We start from the raw sequence: 17,490 nt of genomic DNA on the forward strand, positions 1-17,490 counted from the left end.
CGACCACCGAGACTTCCCCCCTTCCCCTCCACGCCGCTCTCCCGATCCCCGCGGGTTGCTGCACCCCCGGGGGGCCGGGCTTGGGCGCCGGCCGGTTCGCCGGCGCGGCCGGCTTGGCCCCCGCACCCGAGGAGCCGTTACCGCCGGCGGCAACGGCGGATTTGTCCGGCTTGGATCCCCCGAACGATTCACGCAACCGGCGCGCGACGGGAGCCTCCACCGTCGAGGACGCCGATTTGACGAATTCGCCCTGCTCACTGAGCCGGGCGAGTACTTCCTTACTCGTGACACCGAGTTCCTTAGCCAACTCGTGCACGCGGGCCTTACCTGCCACTACATCTCCTGTCTGGGAGGCGACAGCGGTGGTAGGCGCCGCGCCTCGGTTTAGCTATGACGCATGGTCATCGGGGCTTCACGGTGTGCTCATGTTCTTCGCTTACCTGTTCTCTAGCCCGGGTGTGCCGTCGCGTTCCCGGTCGGGAAACGCGTGCGACAACGCGGTGATGTCCGGTGAACCGGTGATCCGTAACGCTCGGCCGAACGCTCGCCGCCGAACTGCGGCTTGCAGGCAACCCGGATCGGGGTGCAGCCATGCGCCCCGCCCAGGAAGCCGTCTCGCTGCGTCAACGGTCACGGCGTACTCGCCATTCCCGGCGTCGACAGCGACAACCCGGAGCAAATCGACGGCCAGCTCTCGTTTTCGGCACCCGATGCAGGTACGTACCGGCGCGCCCGAGGGGTTGACGGTGTTTTTCTGCATCCGAGCCGATGTCTCGCGCTGGACCACAGCTGAGTCTACCGTCACCCCGCTGCTGAGAGGAAAACCGGTGCGCAATACGAACAGATGTCGGCTCAGCGCTCCCCGGGCCCGCCCGGTCGCGGTGCGTGCGCGGCCGGTCCGGCCTGACGGTCCGAGGCCGCGTCGTCGCTGCGGATGTCGATGCGCCAACCGGTCAACCTGGCGGCCAGCCGGGCGTTCTGCCCTTCCTTGCCGATCGCCAGTGACAGCTGGAAGTCGGGCACGATCACCCGCGCCGCGCGGGCGGCCTCGTCGATCACCGTCACCGACACCACCTTCGCCGGCGACAGCGCGTTGGCCACGAACCGCGCGGGGTCCTCGTCGTAGTCGATGATGTCGATCTTCTCGCCGGACAGTTCGCTCATCACGTTGCGCACCCGCTGGCCCATCGGTCCGATGCAGGCACCCTTGGCGTTGAGCCCCGGCGCCCTGGACGCGACCGCGATCTTCGAGCGGTGCCCGGCCTCGCGGGCCACCGCGACGATCTCCACCGAGCCGTCGGCGATCTCGGGCACCTCCAGCGAGAACAGCTTGCGGACCAGGTTCGGGTGCGTCCGCGACAGCGTGATGAGCGGTTCCCGCGCGCCGCGGGTCACCCCGACGACGTAGCAGCGGAGCCGGTCGCCGTGCTCGTAGCTCTCCCCCGGCACCTGTTCGGCCGCCGGGATCACCCCTTCGGAGCCCTTGGTCTCACTGCCCATCCGGACGACGACCAGCCCGCGCGCGTTGGCGCGCGCGTCGCGCTGGATCACCCCGGCGACGATGTCACCCTCGCGGGCGGAGAACTCACCGTAGTTCTTCTCGTTCTCGGCGTCGCGCAGGCGCTGCAGGATCACCTGCCGTGCGGTGGTCGCCGCGATGCGGCCGAAACCCTCAGGGGTGTCGTCCCATTCGTGCAGCACGTTGCCGTCTTCGTCGGTCTGCCTGGCGATCACCTTGACCACACCGGTCTTGCGGTCGATGTCGATGCGGGCGTCGGGCTCGTGACCTTCGGTGTGCCGGTAGGCCGTCAGCAGCGCCGTCTTGATGGTGTCGACCACCACGTCGACGGTGATGCCCTTGTCGGCCTCGATGGCATGCAGGGCCGCCATGTCGATGTTCATGCTCAGGCTTCCTCTCCGGAGACGCCGGCCAGCTCCAGCTCACGGGGGTTCGGCGGCGAAAACTCCACCTGGACAACAGCTTCGGTGATCGTATCGATCGCGATGTCGCGGACCGCGAGTTTGTTCCCGCCCTCCCGCACGACGACACCGACGGTTCCGTCGCCGACCCGGCCGATGCGGCCGGTCAACGCCGAGCCGTCGGCCAGCGTGATCCTGGCCAGCCGGCCGTGGGCCCTGCGGTAGTGCTTCTCGGTGGTCAGCGGGCGGTCCACGCCCGGCGAGGTGACCTCCAGCACGTACGGCACGGTGTCGAGGTCGTCGAGCAGCGCCGACGCCGTGCGGGACAGTTCGGCGATCGCATCGAGGTCCAGCCCCTGATCGCGGTCGGCGACGACGGTGATGCGCGGGGGCCGGGCAGCGGTGTCGATCACCACGTCCTCGAGGTCGTATCCGGAGCGCGCGAACTCGCCGTCGAGCAGTTCGACCACCTGTCGTTGCGACGGTAATCCCGTAGACCGCTCCGCCACGGCGAGCTCCTCGTCTTGAGTTGTCCGGACACGGCGCGCAGGAAGGGCTCCTGCGAATCCGGCATCCCACGATACGCCAGCGCCGAGCGGCCCAAGGACCGAAAGCGCGCACCGCCGGATGGGCGGCACCACCGTGCACGAATGCCGGGGTGGCAGGATGTCAGGGTGCCGTGCCAGCCGCCGACCGTCAGCCGTCGACGTGTGCTCATCGGCGCGGCCGCCCTCGCGGCGCTCGGTGTCGGTGCCACCGCCTGCGGCGCTGCGCCGCCTCCCCCGGATCTCGACGACCTCACCACCGCGCTGGACCGGGCCCGCTCCGACAGCCGGCTGGCCGACGAGCTCGCCGCGACGTCGCGCGGGAAACTCGCCGAAGTCCTCGCCGACGTCGCCGCGCAACGCTCGGCGCACGCGGAGGCGCTGGCCGAGGAGATCGTGCGGATGACCGGGCAGGCCGCGCCCACCACCACCGTGACCAGCACGACGACCTCGACCCCGGCGTCGGTGCCCGCCCCGGGTGTCGACGACGTGATCGGCGCACTGCGGACCTCCGCCGACAGCGCCACCCAGGCCGCGGGCGCGCTGTCCGGTTACCGGGCCGGGCTGCTGGCCTCGATCGCCGCGGCCTGCACCTGCGCGTACAGCGTGGCCCTGGCCGGTGCGGGAGCCTCGCGATGACCTCACCGAACCCGGCGATGCCGACCCGGCCCGAGGACCCCGCCGACGGTGCGCTGTTCGACGCGGTCGCCACCGAGCACGCCACCGTCTACGCGTACGGGGTGGTGTCGGCGCACTCCACGCCGGACGTGAACTACCTGGTCTCGGATGCGATGGACGAGCACCGGAAGCGGCGGGAAGCGGCCATCGCGCTGCTCGACGAGCGCGGCGTGCAGGCTCCGCTGCCCGCCGCCGGATACCGGCTGCCGTCGGAGGTGGACGCCCCCGAGGACGCCGTCAACCTCGCGATCTCGATGGAAGAGGACGCCGCGGTCGCCTGGCGTGCCGTCGTCGAGCAGGCCACCGACCACAGCGCGCGGGCCTTGGGTGTCACCGCGATGACCGAGTGCGCGATCACCGCGGCGCGCTGGCGGGCGATCCGCGGTGACGAATCGGTGATCGTCGCGTTCCCCGGCGGAGCCGAGTAGACAGCGGCGGTCAGACCCCGAGTGCCGCGCTGATCTGGCCGGCCGCGTCGGCGGCCGGGAGGTCGCGCTTCTCGCCGCTGAACCGGTCGCGCAGCTCGACGACCCCGTCGGCCCATCCGCGCCCGACCACGACGAGGTAGGGCACGCCCAGCAGTTCGGCGTCCTTGAACTTCACCCCGGGCGAGGCGGAGCGGTCGTCGAGCAGCACGTCGACGCCGCGCCGGTCCAGCTGGGCGGCGAGTTCGGTGGCGCCGCTACGCGCGTCGGCGTCCTTGTTCGCGATCACCACGTGGACGTCGAACGGCGACACCGACGACGGCCAGCGCAGCCCGAGTTCGTCGTGGTGCTGTTCGGCGATCACCGCGACCAGCCGTGACACCCCGATCCCGTACGAGCCCATGGTGAGCCGCACCGGCTTGCCGTCCTCGCCGAGCACGTCGGCGCCGAACGCGTCGGCGTACTTGCGGCCCAGCTGGAAGACGTGGCCGATCTCGATGCCGCGCGCGGCGACCAGCGGGCCTGCGCCGTCCGGAGACGGGTCGCCCTCACGGACCTCGGCGGCCTCGATGGTGCCGTCCGCGGTGAAGTCGCGCCCGGCGACGAGGTCGACGTAGTGCTTGCCCGGCTGGTCGGCGCCGGTGATCCAGGCCGTGCCGTCCACCACCCTGGGGTCGACGAGGTAGCGGACACCGTTGGCCGCCAGCGCCTTCGGACCGATGTAACCCTTCACCAGGAACGGGTGCCTGGCGAAGTCGGCGTCCTCGAGCATCGCGTACTCGGCCGGTTCCAGCGCCGCTCCGAGACGTTTGTCGTCGACCTCCCGGTCGCCGGGCACGCCCACGGCCAGCAACTCCCACTCGCCGCCCGGCTCACGCACCTTCAGCATCACGTTCTTCAGCGTGTCGGCGGCGGTGACGGTGCGGCCGGCGAAGCTGGGGAGGTTCGCGTTGTTGGCCCAGTCCACGAGCGTCGCGATGGTCGGGGTGTCGGGGGTGTCGTGGGCGACGGCCGCGGGCAGCCCCGCGATCTGTTCGGCCGGGAGCGGTTCGGGCGCGGTGGTGACGACGGCCTCGACGTTCGCGGCGTACCCGGACTGCAGGCAGCGCACGTAGGTGTCCTCGCCGACCTCGCTCTCGGCGAGGAACTCCTCCGACGCGCTGCCGCCCATCGCTCCGGACACCGCCGACACGATCACGTAGCGCACCTTCAGCCGGTCGAAGATCCGCTGGTAGGCCTCGCGGTGGGCCACATAGGCGTTCTTGAGGCCGTCGTCGTCGATGTCGAACGAGTAGGAGTCCTTCATCAGGAACTCGCGGCCGCGCAGGATGCCGGCGCGGGGCCTGGCCTCGTCGCGGTATTTGTTCTGGATCTGGTAGAGCCGCAGCGGGAAGTCCTTGTACGACGAGTACTCACCCTTGACGGTGAGGGTGAACATCTCCTCGTGGGTGGGGCCGAGCAGGTAGTCGTTGGCGCGGCGGTCCTGCAGCCGGAACAGGGTGTCGCCGTACTCGGTCCAGCGGTTGGTGGTCTCGTACGGGGCCCGGGGCAGCAGCGCCGGGAAGAGGATCTCCTGTCCCCCGATGGCGTCCATCTCGTCGCGCACGATCTTCTCGATCTTGCGCAGCACCTTCAGTCCGAGAGGCAGCCAGCTGTACAGGCCGGGGCCGACCGGCCGCACATAGCCGGCCCGGATGAGCAGCTTGTGGCTCGGCACTTCGGCGTCGGCCGGATCGTCGCGCAGCGTGCGCAGGAACAGCTCGGACATGCGGGTGATCACAGGCGAACACCTTACTGACCCGGAAATCCGGTGCGGTCAGAGCTCTCCGGCGTCGATGGCGTCCTTGACTTCCTGGGCGTGCGCGACCTGTTCGGCGGTGTATCCGATGAACAGCGCCGCACCGCCGACGACGACCGCCACGGCGGCCACCCACAACAGGCCGTACGTGTACCCCTGGTCCAGGGCGTGCAGCTGCGCGGCGTTCATGTCCTTGACGGGGCCGTTGGTGCCGCCGAGATACAACGTGCGCGACGTGATGACCGCCTGGATGATGGCCAGCACCACCGGTCCGCCGAGGTTCTGCAGCATCAGCGCGATCGCCGAGACCGGACCGATCTGGTCGAACCCGACGCCGGCGATGGCCGAGATCATCAGCGGCACCACGATCATGCCGATACCCAGGCCGCCGACGGTGATCGGCAGCACGAGGTTCGGGAAGTACGGGATGTTCGCGTCCAGCGTCGAGCCGTAGATCATCGCGGCCAGCACCAGGATGCCGCCACCGATCACCAGCACCCGTGGCGGGAACTTCGACACCAGCGCCGAGGACAGGCCAAGGCCGATGCCGAGCGCGATGACGAACGGGATGAAGCCGATGCCCGCCTTGAGCGCGCTGTAGCCCATGATGTCCTGCACGTACAGGCCGATCAGCACGGTGAGGGTGAACATCACGCCGCCGGCGAGGAAGATCGCACCGAACGTGGCGAGCCGGTTGCGGTCGTAGAACAACTCGAACGGAACCACGGGGTTCTCGGCGGTGCGTTCCACCCACAGGAACGCGATCAGGCAGCCGACGGCGGCGACCCCGGACCCGATCGTCATCGGCGAGAGCCAGCCGGCCTCGGGACCCATCGAGAACGCGAAGACGGCCGCGGTGCAGCCCATGGTCGCCAGCAGGGCTCCCGCGGCGTCGAGCTTCAGGCGCTCGCGGTTGGTCTCGCGCAGCGTCTTTCGGGCCAGGTAGATCATGATCAGCCCGATCGGCACGTTGACCAGGAAGGCCAGCCGCCAGGACACCTCGGTCAGCGCGCCGCCGACCACCAGCCCCATCACCGACCCGACGCCGGTCATCGCGGCGAACACCGCGGTCGCGGCATTGCGGGCGGGACCCTTCGGGAAGGTCGTGGCGATCAGCGCCAGCGCGGTGGGCGACGCGATCGCCGCACCGACGCCCTGCAGCAACCGGGCCGTGACGAGGGTGGCCTCGTCCCACGCGATGCCGCACAGGATCGAGGCGATGGTGAACAGCGTGACGCCGACGATGAAGGTCCGCTTGCGGCCGATGGTGTCGCCGAGGCGGCCACCGAGCAGCATCAGCCCGCCGAACGTCAGCACATAGGCGGTGATGACCCAGCTGCGGCCGGCGTCGGACAGGCTGAGTTCGTCCTGGATCTTCGGCAGTGCGACGATGGCGATGGTGCTGTCCATCGTGGCCAGCAGCTGCATGCCGCCGATCGCGATGACCGCGGCGATGAAGCGCGGAGAGGGCAGCCACGCCGGGGTCCTGCCGACCCGTGCTCCGTCGCCTCCGCGTCCACCGGCACTCGAGGCGGGGACGCGAGCGGGCAGGGCTCGCTCCGAGGCCCGGTCCGAGCCCCGCTTGTCCCTGCCTTCTGCCTCACGCTGGATGGCGGCACGCTCCGCATCGTTGAGAGCCGTCATAACGGGCTACCCTACAGTAATCTTAAGAATCCTCTAAGCCCCGAAGCCGGCCACCGTCCCTATCACGATGATCGCCGGCGGCCTGATGCCCTCCGACCGGATCTTGTCAGCAGCGTCGGTCAGCGTCGCCCGCAAAGTCCGCTGCGCGGAGGTCGTGCCGTGCTGAACCACCAGAACCGGGGTATCCGCAGGTCTACCGCCTGCCAGCAGCGCCTGGGCGAACAGTTCGATACGCTCCACCGCCATCAGCAACACGATGGTGCCGTTCATCGCGGCCAGCGCATCCCAATTCACTAACGATTCGGGATGCCCGGGGGCGACATGGCCGCTGACCACCACGAACTCGTGGGTGAGCCCGCGGTGGGTGACCGGGATCCCGGCCAGCGCGGGCACGGCTATGGCACTGGTCACACCGGGCACCACGGTGACCGGGATGCCCGCCTCCGCGCACGCGATGACCTCTTCGTATCCGCGCGCGAACACGAACGGGTCACCGCCCTTGAGGCGGACGACGAACTTGCCCTCCCGGGCCCGCGCGACCAGGACCTCGTTGATCGCATCCTGCGCCATCGCCCGGCCGTACGGGATCTTGGCCGCGTCGATCACCTCGACGTCGGGCGAGAGTTCGGAGAGCAGATCCTGCGGTGCCAGCCGGTCGGCGACGACGACGTCGGCGTGCGCGAGCAGCCTGCGCCCGCGCACGGTGATCAGCTCGGGATCTCCCGGGCCGCCGCCGACCAGCGCGACGGTTCTCTTCGTGGCGCCGGGGGCCTCGGAGCCGTCCACCCCGATCAGGCCCTGCTGCAGCGCCTCGCGGATCGCGGTGCGGATGCCGGCCGAGCGGCGGTGCTCACCTCCGGCCAGCACGCCGACCGACAGCCCCTCGTAGTCGAAGGTCGCGGGTGTGACGGCGGTGCCCTCGACGGCGACGTCGGCGCGCACACAGAACACGTGCCTGCGCTCGGCCTCGGCCACGATCGCGGCGTTCACCGCAGTGTCGTCGGTGGCGGCGATCACATACCAGGCGCCTTCGAGGTCTCCGTCGCGAAACTCGCGCAAGGTCAGCGTGATCCCGTCGATGGCCTCGACCGCCGGGGTGGCGGCCCTGGTGATGACGTGCACGTCGGCGCCGCTGGCGACCAGCAGCGGCAGGCGCCGCTGGGCGACGGTACCTCCGCCCACGACCACCACCTTCTTACCGGCGAGACGTAGGCCCACCAGATAGGCGTTCTCGGAACTCACACTGCTCCTTGTGTCCGCCGGACTCACCCGGCGAGCTTAGAGGTTGCGGCCGCCGCGACGAAGCGGGCCGCCGGACGCGCCGGGGCCGGCGACGTCACGGCTTGACCATCGGCACATGCGGGATGCCGTCGTCGAGGAACTCGTCACCGTCGCGGACGAACCCGTGCCTGCCGTACATCTCCTGGAGGTAGGTCTGGGCGTTGATGCGACAGGGATAGTCGCCGACCTCGGCCAGGGCGGCCTGCAGCAGCCGCGCGGCGTGCCCGCGGCCGCGGTCACCACGCTTGGTGCACACCCTGCCGATCCGGAACGCCTTCTGCCCGGCGGGATGCTCCTCCATCAACCGCAACGTCGAAATGACTTCGCCTTCAGGGCTTTCCAGCCAGAAGTGCCGCGTCTCGGCCAGCAGATCCCGACCGTCGAGTTCGGGGTACGGGGTCGCCTGCTCGACGACGAACACCTCGACGCGCAGCTTGAGCAGTTCGTAGAGCGTCGCGGCGTCCAGGTCCTTGGCCCAGCTACGGCGCAGCGCCACTGTCATCCGGTGGTCCCGGTTCAGACGGGCGCCGCGGTCGTCGGGGTGTGCTCGGTGCCGGCGGCCGACGCGTCCCCGGCGATGTCGGGCACGCCGCTGGCCGGCTTGTCGAGCTTGAGCACCTTCGTCCCGTGCGCCCACACCTGCTCGAAAAGCGCGGGCTCATCGGACAGTTGGACGCCCAGCGACGGCACGATCGCCTTGAGCTTGGGCTCCCACCCGGTGTACCGGTCGGCGAAACACCGCTTCATCACGTCCAGCATCGCCGGCACCGCGGTGGAGGCGCCCGGTGAGGCGCCGAGCAGTCCGGCAATGCTGCCGTCGGCGGCGGCGAGCACGGTGGTGCCGAACTCCAGCACGCCGCCCTTGCCCTTGGCCTTGCGGATCACCTGCACACGCTGCCCGGCGATGTCGAGTTCCCAGTCGGAATCCTGTGCGCTGGGCGCGAAGTCACGCAGCGTCTCGACGCGGGCGGGCTCGCTGAGCAGCAGCTGACCGATCAGATACCTCAGCAGGCCCATCTCGGTGAGGCCGACGCCCAGCATCGACACCAGGTTGTGAGGCTTCACCGAGAACGGCAGGTCGGTGACCTTGCCCTGTTTGAGGAACTTCGGCGACCACCCGGCGAACGGGCCGAACAGCAGCCACGACTTGTCGTTGATCACCCGGGTGTCCAAGTGCGGCACCGACATCGGCGGGGCGCCCAGCGGCGGCAGCCCGTAGACCTTGGCCTGGTGGGCGGCTGTCAGCGCCGGCTTGTCGGTGCGCAGGAACTGGCCGCCGACCGGGAACCCGCCGAATCCCTTGGCCTCGTCGATGCCGGCCTTCTGCAGCAGCGGCAGCGCGCCGCCGCCGGCGCCGACGAACACGAACCGGGCGTTGACGGTGCGTTTGCGCCCGGTTCGGCGGTTGAGGATCTTGACCGTCCAGGATCCGTCCGAGCCCTGGCTCAGGTTACGGACCTCGTGGCCGAACAGCGTGGTCATCCCGTTCTTGGCGCCGAAACCGATGAGCTGCCGCGACAACGCCCCGAAGTCGACGTCGGTGCCGTCCTGCGTCCAGTTCAGGCCGACGGGCTCGGAGAAGTCGCGCTTCTCGGCCATCAACGGCAGCCGGCGTGCGAACTCGTCGGGGTCGTCGATGAACTCCATCGTCGCGAACAGCGGATTGGTGACCAGCGCGTTGTACCGCTTGCGCAGGTACTGCACGTTGTCGGCACCGCTGACGAAACTGACGTGCGGGATCGGGTTGAGGAAGCTGCGCACGTCGGGCAGCACACCGTTCTCTACGGCGTAGGCCCAGAACTGCCGCGACACCTGGAACTGCTCGTTGACGTTCACCGCCTTGGCGATGTCGATCGAGCCGTCGGGCCGGGCCGGCGTGTAGTTCAGCTCACACAGCGCCGAGTGGCCGGTGCCCGCGTTGTTCCACGGGTCGCTGCTCTCGGCGGCGGCACCGTCGAGGCGTTCGACCAACGTCATCGACCAGTTCGGTTCCACCAGCCGCAGCAGGGCGCTGAGCGTCGCGCTCATGATGCCCGCTCCGACCAGCAGGACGTCTGTCTTCTGTGGTTCTGACACCTTTTCGATGGTCCTTCGTGGTCGCTGCCCGTTGAACACGGCTTACCGATGTTCAGGTTATCCCGCCAACCTCCGCGGTACCCCGCCGACCACTGCCCAGACCACTAGGGTGGCGTTCGTGTCTGGATGGGAGCCCGACGTGCTGCCCGGATACTGGCAGTGCACTTTCGCGCTGGGACCCGACCCCGACGGTGAAGGCGAGCTCGAGGCGACGCTGGTGCGGCGCGGCGAGGACCGATCGGCGCGCCACGCGGTGCTGATGGTCCACGGCTTCACCGACTACTTCTTCAACACCGAGCTCGCCGACCATTTCGCCGCCCGCGGCTTCGCCTTCTATGCACTCGACCTGCACAAATGCGGAAGGTCCCATCGTGAGGGCCAGACCCCGCATTTCACCACGGACCTGAAGCGCTACGACGCCGAACTGCAGCGTGCGCTCGACGCGATCACCACGGCGGGGCCGTCGCGGGTGCTGGTGTACGGGCACTCCGCGGGCGGTCTGGTGGTCTCGTTGTGGCTGCACCGGTTGCGCACCCGGCGCCCGGCCGCGCACCGGAAGGTCTCCGGGCTCGTGCTAAACAGCCCGTGGCTGGACCTGCAGGGGCCGGCGATCCTGCGCACGCCGCCGACCACGGCGGCCCTGATGGCCATGCGCCGCCTGCGCAAGCACTCCGTGGTGCGCCGTCCCGGCCAGGGGGGCTACGGCACCACGCTGCACCGGGATTACTTCGGGGACTTCGACTACAACCTGCAGTGGAAACCGGTCGGTGGCTTCCCGGTGACCGTCGGCTGGATCCACGCGATCCGGCGGGGGCAGGCGCGCCTGCACCGCGGTCTCGATGTCGCTGTGCCCAACCTGATCCTGCGGTCGGACCGCAGCGTGCGTGAGGTCGCCGACCCGGAGCGGATCCAGCGCGGAGACGCGGTGCTCGACGTCGCGCAGATCGCCCGCTGGGCGGGCTGCATCGGCAACCGGACGACGATCGTGCCGATCACCGACGCCAAACACGACGTGTTCCTGTCACTGCCCGAACCGCGCCGGGCGGCCTACGCCGAGCTGGATCGCTGGCTGGAGTGGTTTCTCGCCGAGACCTCGGCGTGCACAACAGAATTCGACGAAAGCGGAGGCCATGGCTGACTTCGACATCGCGATCATCGGCACCGGTTCCGGGAACTCGATCCTCGACGAGCGTTACGTCGACAAGCGGGTGGCGATCTGCGAGCAGGGCCTGTTCGGCGGCACCTGCCTGAACGTGGGGTGCATCCCGACGAAGATGTTCGTCTACTCGGCCGGGGTGGCCGACCAGATCCGGGAGTCGAGCCGCTTCGGCGTGGACGGCCACCTCGAGGGGGTGCGGTGGACCGACATCGTGTCGCGGGTCTTCGGCCGCATCGACCCGCTGGCCAGCGGCGGCGAGCAGTACCGGCGGTCGTCACCGAACGTGGAGGTCTTCGCCGGCCACACCCGGTTCGCCGGTCCGGACTCCGGTTCCGGGTACCGGTTGCGCACCGACGACGGCGCCGAGTTCACCGCCGCGCAGGTGGTGATCGCGGCCGGCGCGCGCGCCACGGTGCCGCCCGCGATCGCCGACTGCGGCGTCAGGTACCACACCAGCGACACCATCATGCGGATCTCGGAGCTGCCCGAGCACCTCGTGATCGTCGGCGGCGGATTCGTCGCGGCCGAGTTCGCGCACGTGTTCTCGTCGTTCGGCACCCGGGTGACGATCGTGCTGCGTGGCACCACGATGCTGACGCACTGCGACGACACCATCTGCGAGCGGTTCACCGACATCGCGGGCAAGAAGTGGGAGATCCGCAGCAGGCGCAACGTCGTGGGCGGCGAATCCGACGACTCCGGGGTGACGCTGCGGCTCGACGACGACTCGACGGTGCACGCCGACGCGCTGCTGGTGGCCACCGGCCGGGCCCCGAACGGCGATCTGCTGGACGCGCACCTGGCGGGCGTCGAGGTCGACAACGGTCTCGTCGTGGTCGACGAATTCCAGCGCACCACAGCGCGGAACGTCTTCGCGCTCGGCGACGTCAGTTCCCCGTTTCAGCTCAAGCACGTCGCCAACCACGAGGCCCGGGTGGTCAGGCACAATCTGCTGCAGGACTGGGACGACACCGAGAGCCTGCAGCCGGCCAATCACCGGCACGTGCCGTCGGCGGTGTTCACCGAACCCCAGATCGCGTCGGTGGGGCTCACCGAGAACCAGGCGCGCGCAGCGGGTTACCGCATCCGCTCCAAGGTGCAGGACTACGGCGACGTCGCCTACGGCTGGGCCATGGAGGACTCGACCGGGTTCGCCAAGCTGATCGTCGACGACGACACCGGGCTGCTGCTCGGCGCGCACATCATGGGGCACCAGGCGTCGTCGATCATCCAGCCGCTGATCCAGGCGATGGCGTTCGACCTGCCCGCCCAGGACATGGCCCGGGGCCAGTACTGGATCCACCCGGCGCTGCCCGAGGTGGTCGAGAACGCGCTGCTGGCGCTGTGCGGGGAGCCGACGTGGCCGCCATCCAAGCGACACTGACCTTCGGTCGTCAGGCGGCCCGGGCGTCGCGCAGGTAGCCGCGGTCCGTGGCGACATCGACCAGAAGTCTGCGCAGTGCGCGACGGCCACGGTGCAGCCGTGACATCACCGTGCCGACCGGAATGTCGAGGATGAGCGCGATCTCCTTGTAGCGCAAGCCTTCTACGTCGGCGTAGTACACCACCAGGCGTTGATCCTCGCGCAGCTGCCCGACGGCGTCCCTGACCTCCTCGTCGCCCAGCGCTTCCAGCGCGGCGAGCTCGGCCGACGGCAGACCCGTGGACGAGTGGCTGGCCTGTCCGGCCACCTGTGCGTCGGTGATGTCGTCGGAGAGAACCTCATCCGGCCGGCACTGCGCCCTGCGATAGGAGTTGATCCAGGTGTTGGTCATGATGCGAAACAGCCAGGCACGGACGTTCGTGCCGTTCTCGAATCGGTGGAATGCGCCGTACGCCTTGACCATCGTCTCCTGCACGAGGTCCTCGGCGTCGGGGGCGTTGCCGGTGTAGCGGCGCGCGGCGCGATAGAGCTGGTCGAGCAGCGGCAACACGTCGCGCTCAAACCGTTCCAGGACGGTGTCTTCCGGCGTTGGCACCATGGTCGGACCTCCAAATGGGTTCTCTGCCTGTTGATCCGACTCTAAGGACGATTCGCACTTTCGCCCGATTCGCATAGGAACCACAAACATTTGGGATTCGTGTGAAACGCGGTCCGGGGCGGCGCCTGCGCCTGCACCTATGAGATCTCTATGAGGGTGGTGACGTAGCCGGGCCGTGGCGGCCACAATGGTCGGATGACGTCTGCGCCGGTCGACGACCAGGGCCCGCGTCGCGCGATCCTGGGCCGACTGCCCCGCATGTACCGCGCGGACGGGTCACCGATCCGGGTGTTGCTCGTCGACGACGAGCGGGCGTTGACCAATCTGGTGCGGATGGCACTGCAGTACGAAGGGTGGGAGATCGACGTCGCCCACGACGCCGCCGAGGCCGTCGAGAAGTACCGCGCCGGACCGCCCGACCTGCTGGTGCTCGACATCATGCTGCCCGACATGGACGGGCTGGGTGTGCTGGCCCAGCTCCGCGAGTCCGGCGCCTACACCCCCACGCTGTTCCTGACCGCGCGTGACTCCGTCGCCGACCGGGTCACCGGTCTGACCGCCGGCGGCGACGACTACATGACCAAGCCGTTCTCGTTGGAGGAGCTCGTCGCGAGGTTGCGCGGACTGCTGCGCCGGACGGCGTATCTCACGCCGTCCGAAGACGAGTCGCTGACGGTGGGCGATCTCGTGCTCGACGCCGCGAGCCGGGAGGTGACCCGGGCGGGTGAGCCGGTCTCGCTGACGTCGACGGAGTTCGAGCTGCTGCGGCTGCTGATGCGACATCAACGGAAAGCGGTGAGCCGCGCCGACATCCTGAAGCAGGTGTGGGATTACGACTTCGGCGGACGAACCAGCATCGTCGACCTCTACGTGTCGTATCTGCGCAAGAAGATCGATGCCGGCCGGGACCCGATGATCCACACCGTCCGCGGCGTCGGCTACATGCTGCGGTCTGCGCGATGACGCGTTTCTGGAGGAGTTTGACCCTGTTGCGGCAGCTGGTCGTCGGGGTGTCGGTCGTCGTGATGCTCGCACTCGTCTCGGTCGGGGCCATGACGGTGATGACGCTGCGCTCGTCGGTGCTGGGCATCATCGACACGCAGCTGGCGGGGGCGGCCGACGGCAGCGTCAACTCGGTGGCCAAGTACCGCAGCACGCCGGGGCCCGACGGGCAGATGCCCGGGCCCGGCGAGATGAAACCGCTGACGAATCTGATCGGGCAGGCGCCCGGCAACATCGTCGCGCTGATCCAGAACGGCACGGTGGTGGATTCGGCGTACTTCGGCGACGGGGACGCGCAGGTGGCGCCGCCCGCCGCGGTGGCCAAGATCGCCGAACTGTCGTGGACCGACCCGCAACCCCGCACCGTCGAGCTGCCCGGGCTGGACTGGTACCGCATGGTGAGCCGGCCCGGCGACGGCGACGAGATCCTGGTCACCGGGGTGTCGCGCACCCCGGCGTGGGACGCGATGATCCGCGAGACCGCGCTCGTCGCCGGGATCACCGCGATCGGGCTGGTGATCACCGCGCTGAGCACCGTCGCGATCGTCCGGTTCGCGCTGCGCCCGTTGCGCCGCGTCGCCGCGACCGCGGCGGAGGTGGCCGGCCTGCCCCTGGACCGCGACAACTACGCGATCACCCCGCGCGTCCCCGCCGGTGACACCGACCCCGGAACCGAGGTCGGGCTCGTCGGCGACACCCTCAACCGGCTGCTCGACCACGTCGAGCACGCGCTCGCCGACGTCGCCGCATCGGATCGGCGGATGCGCCAGTTCATCACCGACGCCAGCCACGAGCTGCGCACCCCGCTGGCGGCCATCCACGGTTACGCGGAGTTGACCCGACAGGACAGCTCGGTGCTGCCGGCCACCACCGAGTACTCGCTGGCCCGCATCGAGGCCGAGGCGCAGCGGATGCACTCCCTGGTGGCCGATCTGTTGTTGCTCGCCCGTCTCGACGAGGGGCAGGATCTGCAGACCACCGAGGTCGACCTCGCCGATCTGGTCGTCGACGCGGTCAACGACGCGACGGTGTGCGCATCGGGGCACCGCTGGCTGACCGCTGTACCCGACGACGTCGTGCACGTGCTGGGCGACCGTGCGCGACTGCATCAGATGCTGGCCAACCTGTTGTCCAACGCGCGGGTGCACACACCGGCGGGCACCACGGTGACGACCACCGTTGCGACCGGTACCGCCGCCGACGGCACCGGGTACGTCGAGGTGACGGTGGCCGACGACGGACCGGGCATCGACCCGCAGCTGTTGCCGCACCTGTTCGAGCGGTTCGTGCGCGCCGACAAATCGCGGTCCCGCCAGGCGGGCAGTTTCGGTCTGGGCCTGTCGATCGTCGCGTCGATCGTCGAGTCGCACGGCGGGTCGATCGACGCCACCTCCGGTTCGGGGACGACGGCGTTCCGTATCCGGTTGCCCACCGTCGCGGTCGGCGCCGTGCAGCCTGCCTAGCGTGAGCCGACGACGAAACCCCAGGGCAGTTCGAGGCGGTGCGCGGCGAGCAGTTCGGCGTCGGCGAGCACCTCGTCGACGGTGCCGTCGGCGACGACCACGCCGTGGTCCATCACGATCGCCCGCCGGCACAGTTGCGCGGCGTAGGGCAGGTCGTGGGTCACGATCAGCATCGTGGCGTCCAGCCGGGACAGCGTCTCCGCCAGTTCCCTGCGGGCGACGGGGTCGAGGTTGGCCGAGGGCTCGTCGAGCACGAGCACCTCGGGTTCACAGGCCAGCACGGTGGCCAGCGCCGCCCGGCGCCGTTGACCGCCGGACATGTGGGCGGGGCTGCGCTCGGCCAGGTCGCTCATCGACACCACCTCGAGCGCGTGCGCGACGCGCGCCTGCAGCTCGGCGCCGCGCAGGCCGAAGTTGGCCGGACCGAACGCCACGTCCTGGGCCAGCGTCGGCATGAACAGCTGGTCGTCGGGGTCCTGGAAAACCAGGCCCACCTTTCGCCGGATATCGCGAAGAGTGCTGCGCGACAACCGGATTCCGCCGATCTCGATGCTGCCTTCCAGCGCCGACAACACGCCGTTGAGGTGCAGCATCAGCGTGGTCTTGCCCGCCCCGTTGGGGCCGAGCAGGGCCACGCGCTCACCGGGGGCGATGTCGAGATCGATACCGTCCAGCGCGACGTTGCCGTCGGGATATGCGTAGCGCAGCCCGCTGACCCGCACCGCGGGCGTCGCCGTCACAGCGTCACCCATGCACTCGTGGCAACCACGGCGGCGGTGGCCGCGGGCAGCAGCGCCACGGTCCACTGCCGCGGTGTCGCGGTGGCCACGCACCCGGCGCCGAGGGCGAGCGCGGGAACATGGCCGTCGAACCCCCGGGACAGCATCGCCAGGTAGACGCGTTCGCCGCGCTCGTAGGACCGCAGGAACAGCGCCCCGACACTGCCGGCGGTCGCTCCGATCTGGTGCAGCATCCGCGGTGAATCTCCGCGCGAGATCCGCGCCATCCGCATCCGGCGGGCTTCGGCGGAGAGCACGTCGACGTAGCGGATCATCAGCGTCAGCACCGACACGATGACCGCAGGCACCCGTAACCTGCTCAGCGCGACGGGAAGCTCGCGGGCGGTGGTGGTGGCCGCGACCGTCAGTGACGCGGCGACGCCGAGGGTGCCTTTGATCACGATGCCCCACGCGGCGTACAGGCCGGTGACCGAGAGTTGCATGCCCGCGACGGTGACCTGCTCGCCGCCCTCGGCGAACGGCAGCAACACCGCGAGCACCAGGAACGGCGCCTCGATCAGCATGCGCGGGGCGACCCAGGCCGGCGGGATCCGCGCGACCCGCCACACGGCGAGAATGATCAGTGCGTAGATCGCGAACGGCCAGAACAACTCCCGCGGTGTCGCCACCACGGCGAGGACGAAGATCACCAGGCCGACGATCTTCACCTCGGCGGGCGCGCGGTGCACCGGTGAGTCGCCGTCCCGGTAGAGCGGATGCGAATGCCCTGTCCCCACG

At 69.6% G+C, this 17,490-nt stretch carries 18 protein-coding genes; 6 read left to right on the plus strand and 12 right to left on the minus strand.

The window, feature by feature from the left end; genetic code table 11:
* The 4 genes from ASJ79_RS34180 to rimP form a co-directional block, all read right to left on the minus strand.
* Positions 1-334: translation initiation factor IF-2 N-terminal domain-containing protein (locus ASJ79_RS34180; protein WP_231750938.1), on the minus strand; the 334-nt coding region annotated here is incomplete at its 3' end.
* Positions 335-436: 102 nt separating this feature from the next.
* The gene (locus tag ASJ79_RS31275) at positions 437-760 is read right to left on the minus strand and encodes a YlxR family protein (RefSeq protein ID WP_369803717.1); all 324 of its coding nucleotides are present in this window, start codon (positions 758-760) and stop codon (positions 437-439) included.
* 92 nt (positions 761-852) lie between these two features.
* Entirely contained in the window at positions 853-1,902 is a 1,050-nt protein-coding gene (nusA, locus tag ASJ79_RS19485; protein ID WP_067958691.1) for a transcription termination factor NusA, read from the minus strand.
* Between the two features lie 2 nt (positions 1,903-1,904).
* Complete coding sequence (rimP, locus tag ASJ79_RS19490; protein ID WP_067958692.1) at positions 1,905-2,429, minus strand: ribosome maturation factor RimP; 525 nt, start codon at positions 2,427-2,429, stop codon at positions 1,905-1,907.
* Between the two features lie 141 nt (positions 2,430-2,570).
* Here rimP and ASJ79_RS19495 point away from each other — a divergent pair, with 141 nt between their 5' ends.
* A complete protein-coding gene (locus ASJ79_RS19495; protein ID WP_067958698.1) occupies positions 2,571-3,104 on the plus strand; it encodes a hypothetical protein in 534 nt (177 codons plus the stop codon).
* Positions 3,101-3,571, plus strand: coding sequence for a ferritin-like domain-containing protein (locus tag ASJ79_RS19500; RefSeq protein ID WP_067958700.1), 471 nt, complete (start codon positions 3,101-3,103; stop codon positions 3,569-3,571). Before ASJ79_RS19495 ends, ASJ79_RS19500 begins: the two co-directional genes overlap by 4 nt.
* A gap of 10 nt (positions 3,572-3,581) precedes the next feature.
* Here ASJ79_RS19500 and ASJ79_RS19505 read toward each other — a convergent pair whose 3' ends face one another.
* The 5 genes from ASJ79_RS19505 to mqo all read right to left on the minus strand — a co-directional run bounded on the left by ASJ79_RS19505 (position 3,582) and on the right by mqo (position 10,367).
* Positions 3,582-5,348 (minus strand): proline--tRNA ligase, encoded by a 1,767-nt coding sequence (locus tag ASJ79_RS19505; RefSeq protein ID WP_067958702.1) that lies wholly within the window; start codon positions 5,346-5,348, stop codon positions 3,582-3,584.
* Positions 5,349-5,384: 36 nt separating this feature from the next.
* Positions 5,385-7,010 carry an MFS transporter gene (locus tag ASJ79_RS19510; protein WP_067958704.1) on the minus strand — a complete coding sequence of 542 codons (1,626 nt, stop codon included), beginning with the start codon at positions 7,008-7,010 and terminating at the stop codon, positions 5,385-5,387.
* 33 nt (positions 7,011-7,043) lie between these two features.
* Positions 7,044-8,252, minus strand: coding sequence for a uroporphyrinogen-III C-methyltransferase (gene cobA, locus ASJ79_RS19515; RefSeq protein ID WP_067958707.1), 1,209 nt, complete (start codon positions 8,250-8,252; stop codon positions 7,044-7,046).
* Positions 8,253-8,346: 94 nt separating this feature from the next.
* Positions 8,347-8,793, minus strand: a complete 447-nt coding sequence (locus ASJ79_RS19520; RefSeq protein ID WP_067958709.1) for a GNAT family N-acetyltransferase — start codon at positions 8,791-8,793, stop codon at positions 8,347-8,349.
* A 14-nt stretch (positions 8,794-8,807) separates the two neighbouring features.
* Positions 8,808-10,367: a malate dehydrogenase (quinone) gene (gene mqo / locus ASJ79_RS19525; protein ID WP_067958712.1), complete on the minus strand. Its 1,560-nt coding sequence runs from the start codon at positions 10,365-10,367 to the stop codon at positions 8,808-8,810.
* A gap of 118 nt (positions 10,368-10,485) precedes the next feature.
* On the opposite strand from mqo, the gene ASJ79_RS19530 reads away from it, so the two are divergent.
* Together ASJ79_RS19530 and mtr are read left to right on the plus strand one after the other, a co-directional pair.
* On the plus strand, positions 10,486-11,505 hold the full coding sequence (locus ASJ79_RS19530) for an alpha/beta hydrolase (protein WP_067958775.1): 1,020 nt from the start codon (positions 10,486-10,488) through the stop codon (positions 11,503-11,505).
* Complete coding sequence (gene mtr / locus ASJ79_RS19535) at positions 11,498-12,910, plus strand: mycothione reductase (protein WP_067958715.1); 1,413 nt, start codon at positions 11,498-11,500, stop codon at positions 12,908-12,910. Before ASJ79_RS19530 ends, mtr begins: the two co-directional genes overlap by 8 nt.
* A 10-nt stretch (positions 12,911-12,920) precedes the next feature.
* Here mtr and ASJ79_RS19540 read toward each other — a convergent pair whose 3' ends face one another.
* A complete protein-coding gene (locus tag ASJ79_RS19540; protein WP_067958718.1) occupies positions 12,921-13,508 on the minus strand; it encodes a sigma-70 family RNA polymerase sigma factor in 588 nt (195 codons plus the stop codon).
* Between the two features lie 195 nt (positions 13,509-13,703).
* On the opposite strand from ASJ79_RS19540, the gene ASJ79_RS19545 reads away from it, so the two are divergent.
* Positions 13,704-14,471 carry a response regulator transcription factor gene (locus ASJ79_RS19545; protein ID WP_067958722.1) on the plus strand — a complete coding sequence of 256 codons (768 nt, stop codon included), beginning with the start codon at positions 13,704-13,706 and terminating at the stop codon, positions 14,469-14,471.
* A complete protein-coding gene (locus tag ASJ79_RS19550) occupies positions 14,468-15,973 on the plus strand; it encodes a cell wall metabolism sensor histidine kinase WalK (RefSeq protein ID WP_067958725.1) in 1,506 nt (501 codons plus the stop codon). The genes ASJ79_RS19545 and ASJ79_RS19550 overlap by 4 nt, the downstream gene beginning before the upstream one ends.
* Here ASJ79_RS19550 and ASJ79_RS19555 read toward each other — a convergent pair.
* Complete coding sequence (locus tag ASJ79_RS19555) at positions 15,970-16,725, minus strand: energy-coupling factor ABC transporter ATP-binding protein (protein WP_197420288.1); 756 nt, start codon at positions 16,723-16,725, stop codon at positions 15,970-15,972. The genes ASJ79_RS19550 and ASJ79_RS19555 overlap by 4 nt on opposite strands.
* Positions 16,710-17,489: a cobalt ECF transporter T component CbiQ gene (gene cbiQ / locus ASJ79_RS19560; protein ID WP_067958728.1), complete on the minus strand. Its 780-nt coding sequence runs from the start codon at positions 17,487-17,489 to the stop codon at positions 16,710-16,712. The genes ASJ79_RS19555 and cbiQ overlap by 16 nt, the downstream gene beginning before the upstream one ends.
* Position 17,490: the final 1 nt, after the last annotated feature.

The sequence above is a fragment of the Mycobacterium sp. NAZ190054 genome, assembly GCF_001545925.1.
GTDB lineage: Bacteria > Actinomycetota > Actinomycetes > Mycobacteriales > Mycobacteriaceae > Mycobacterium.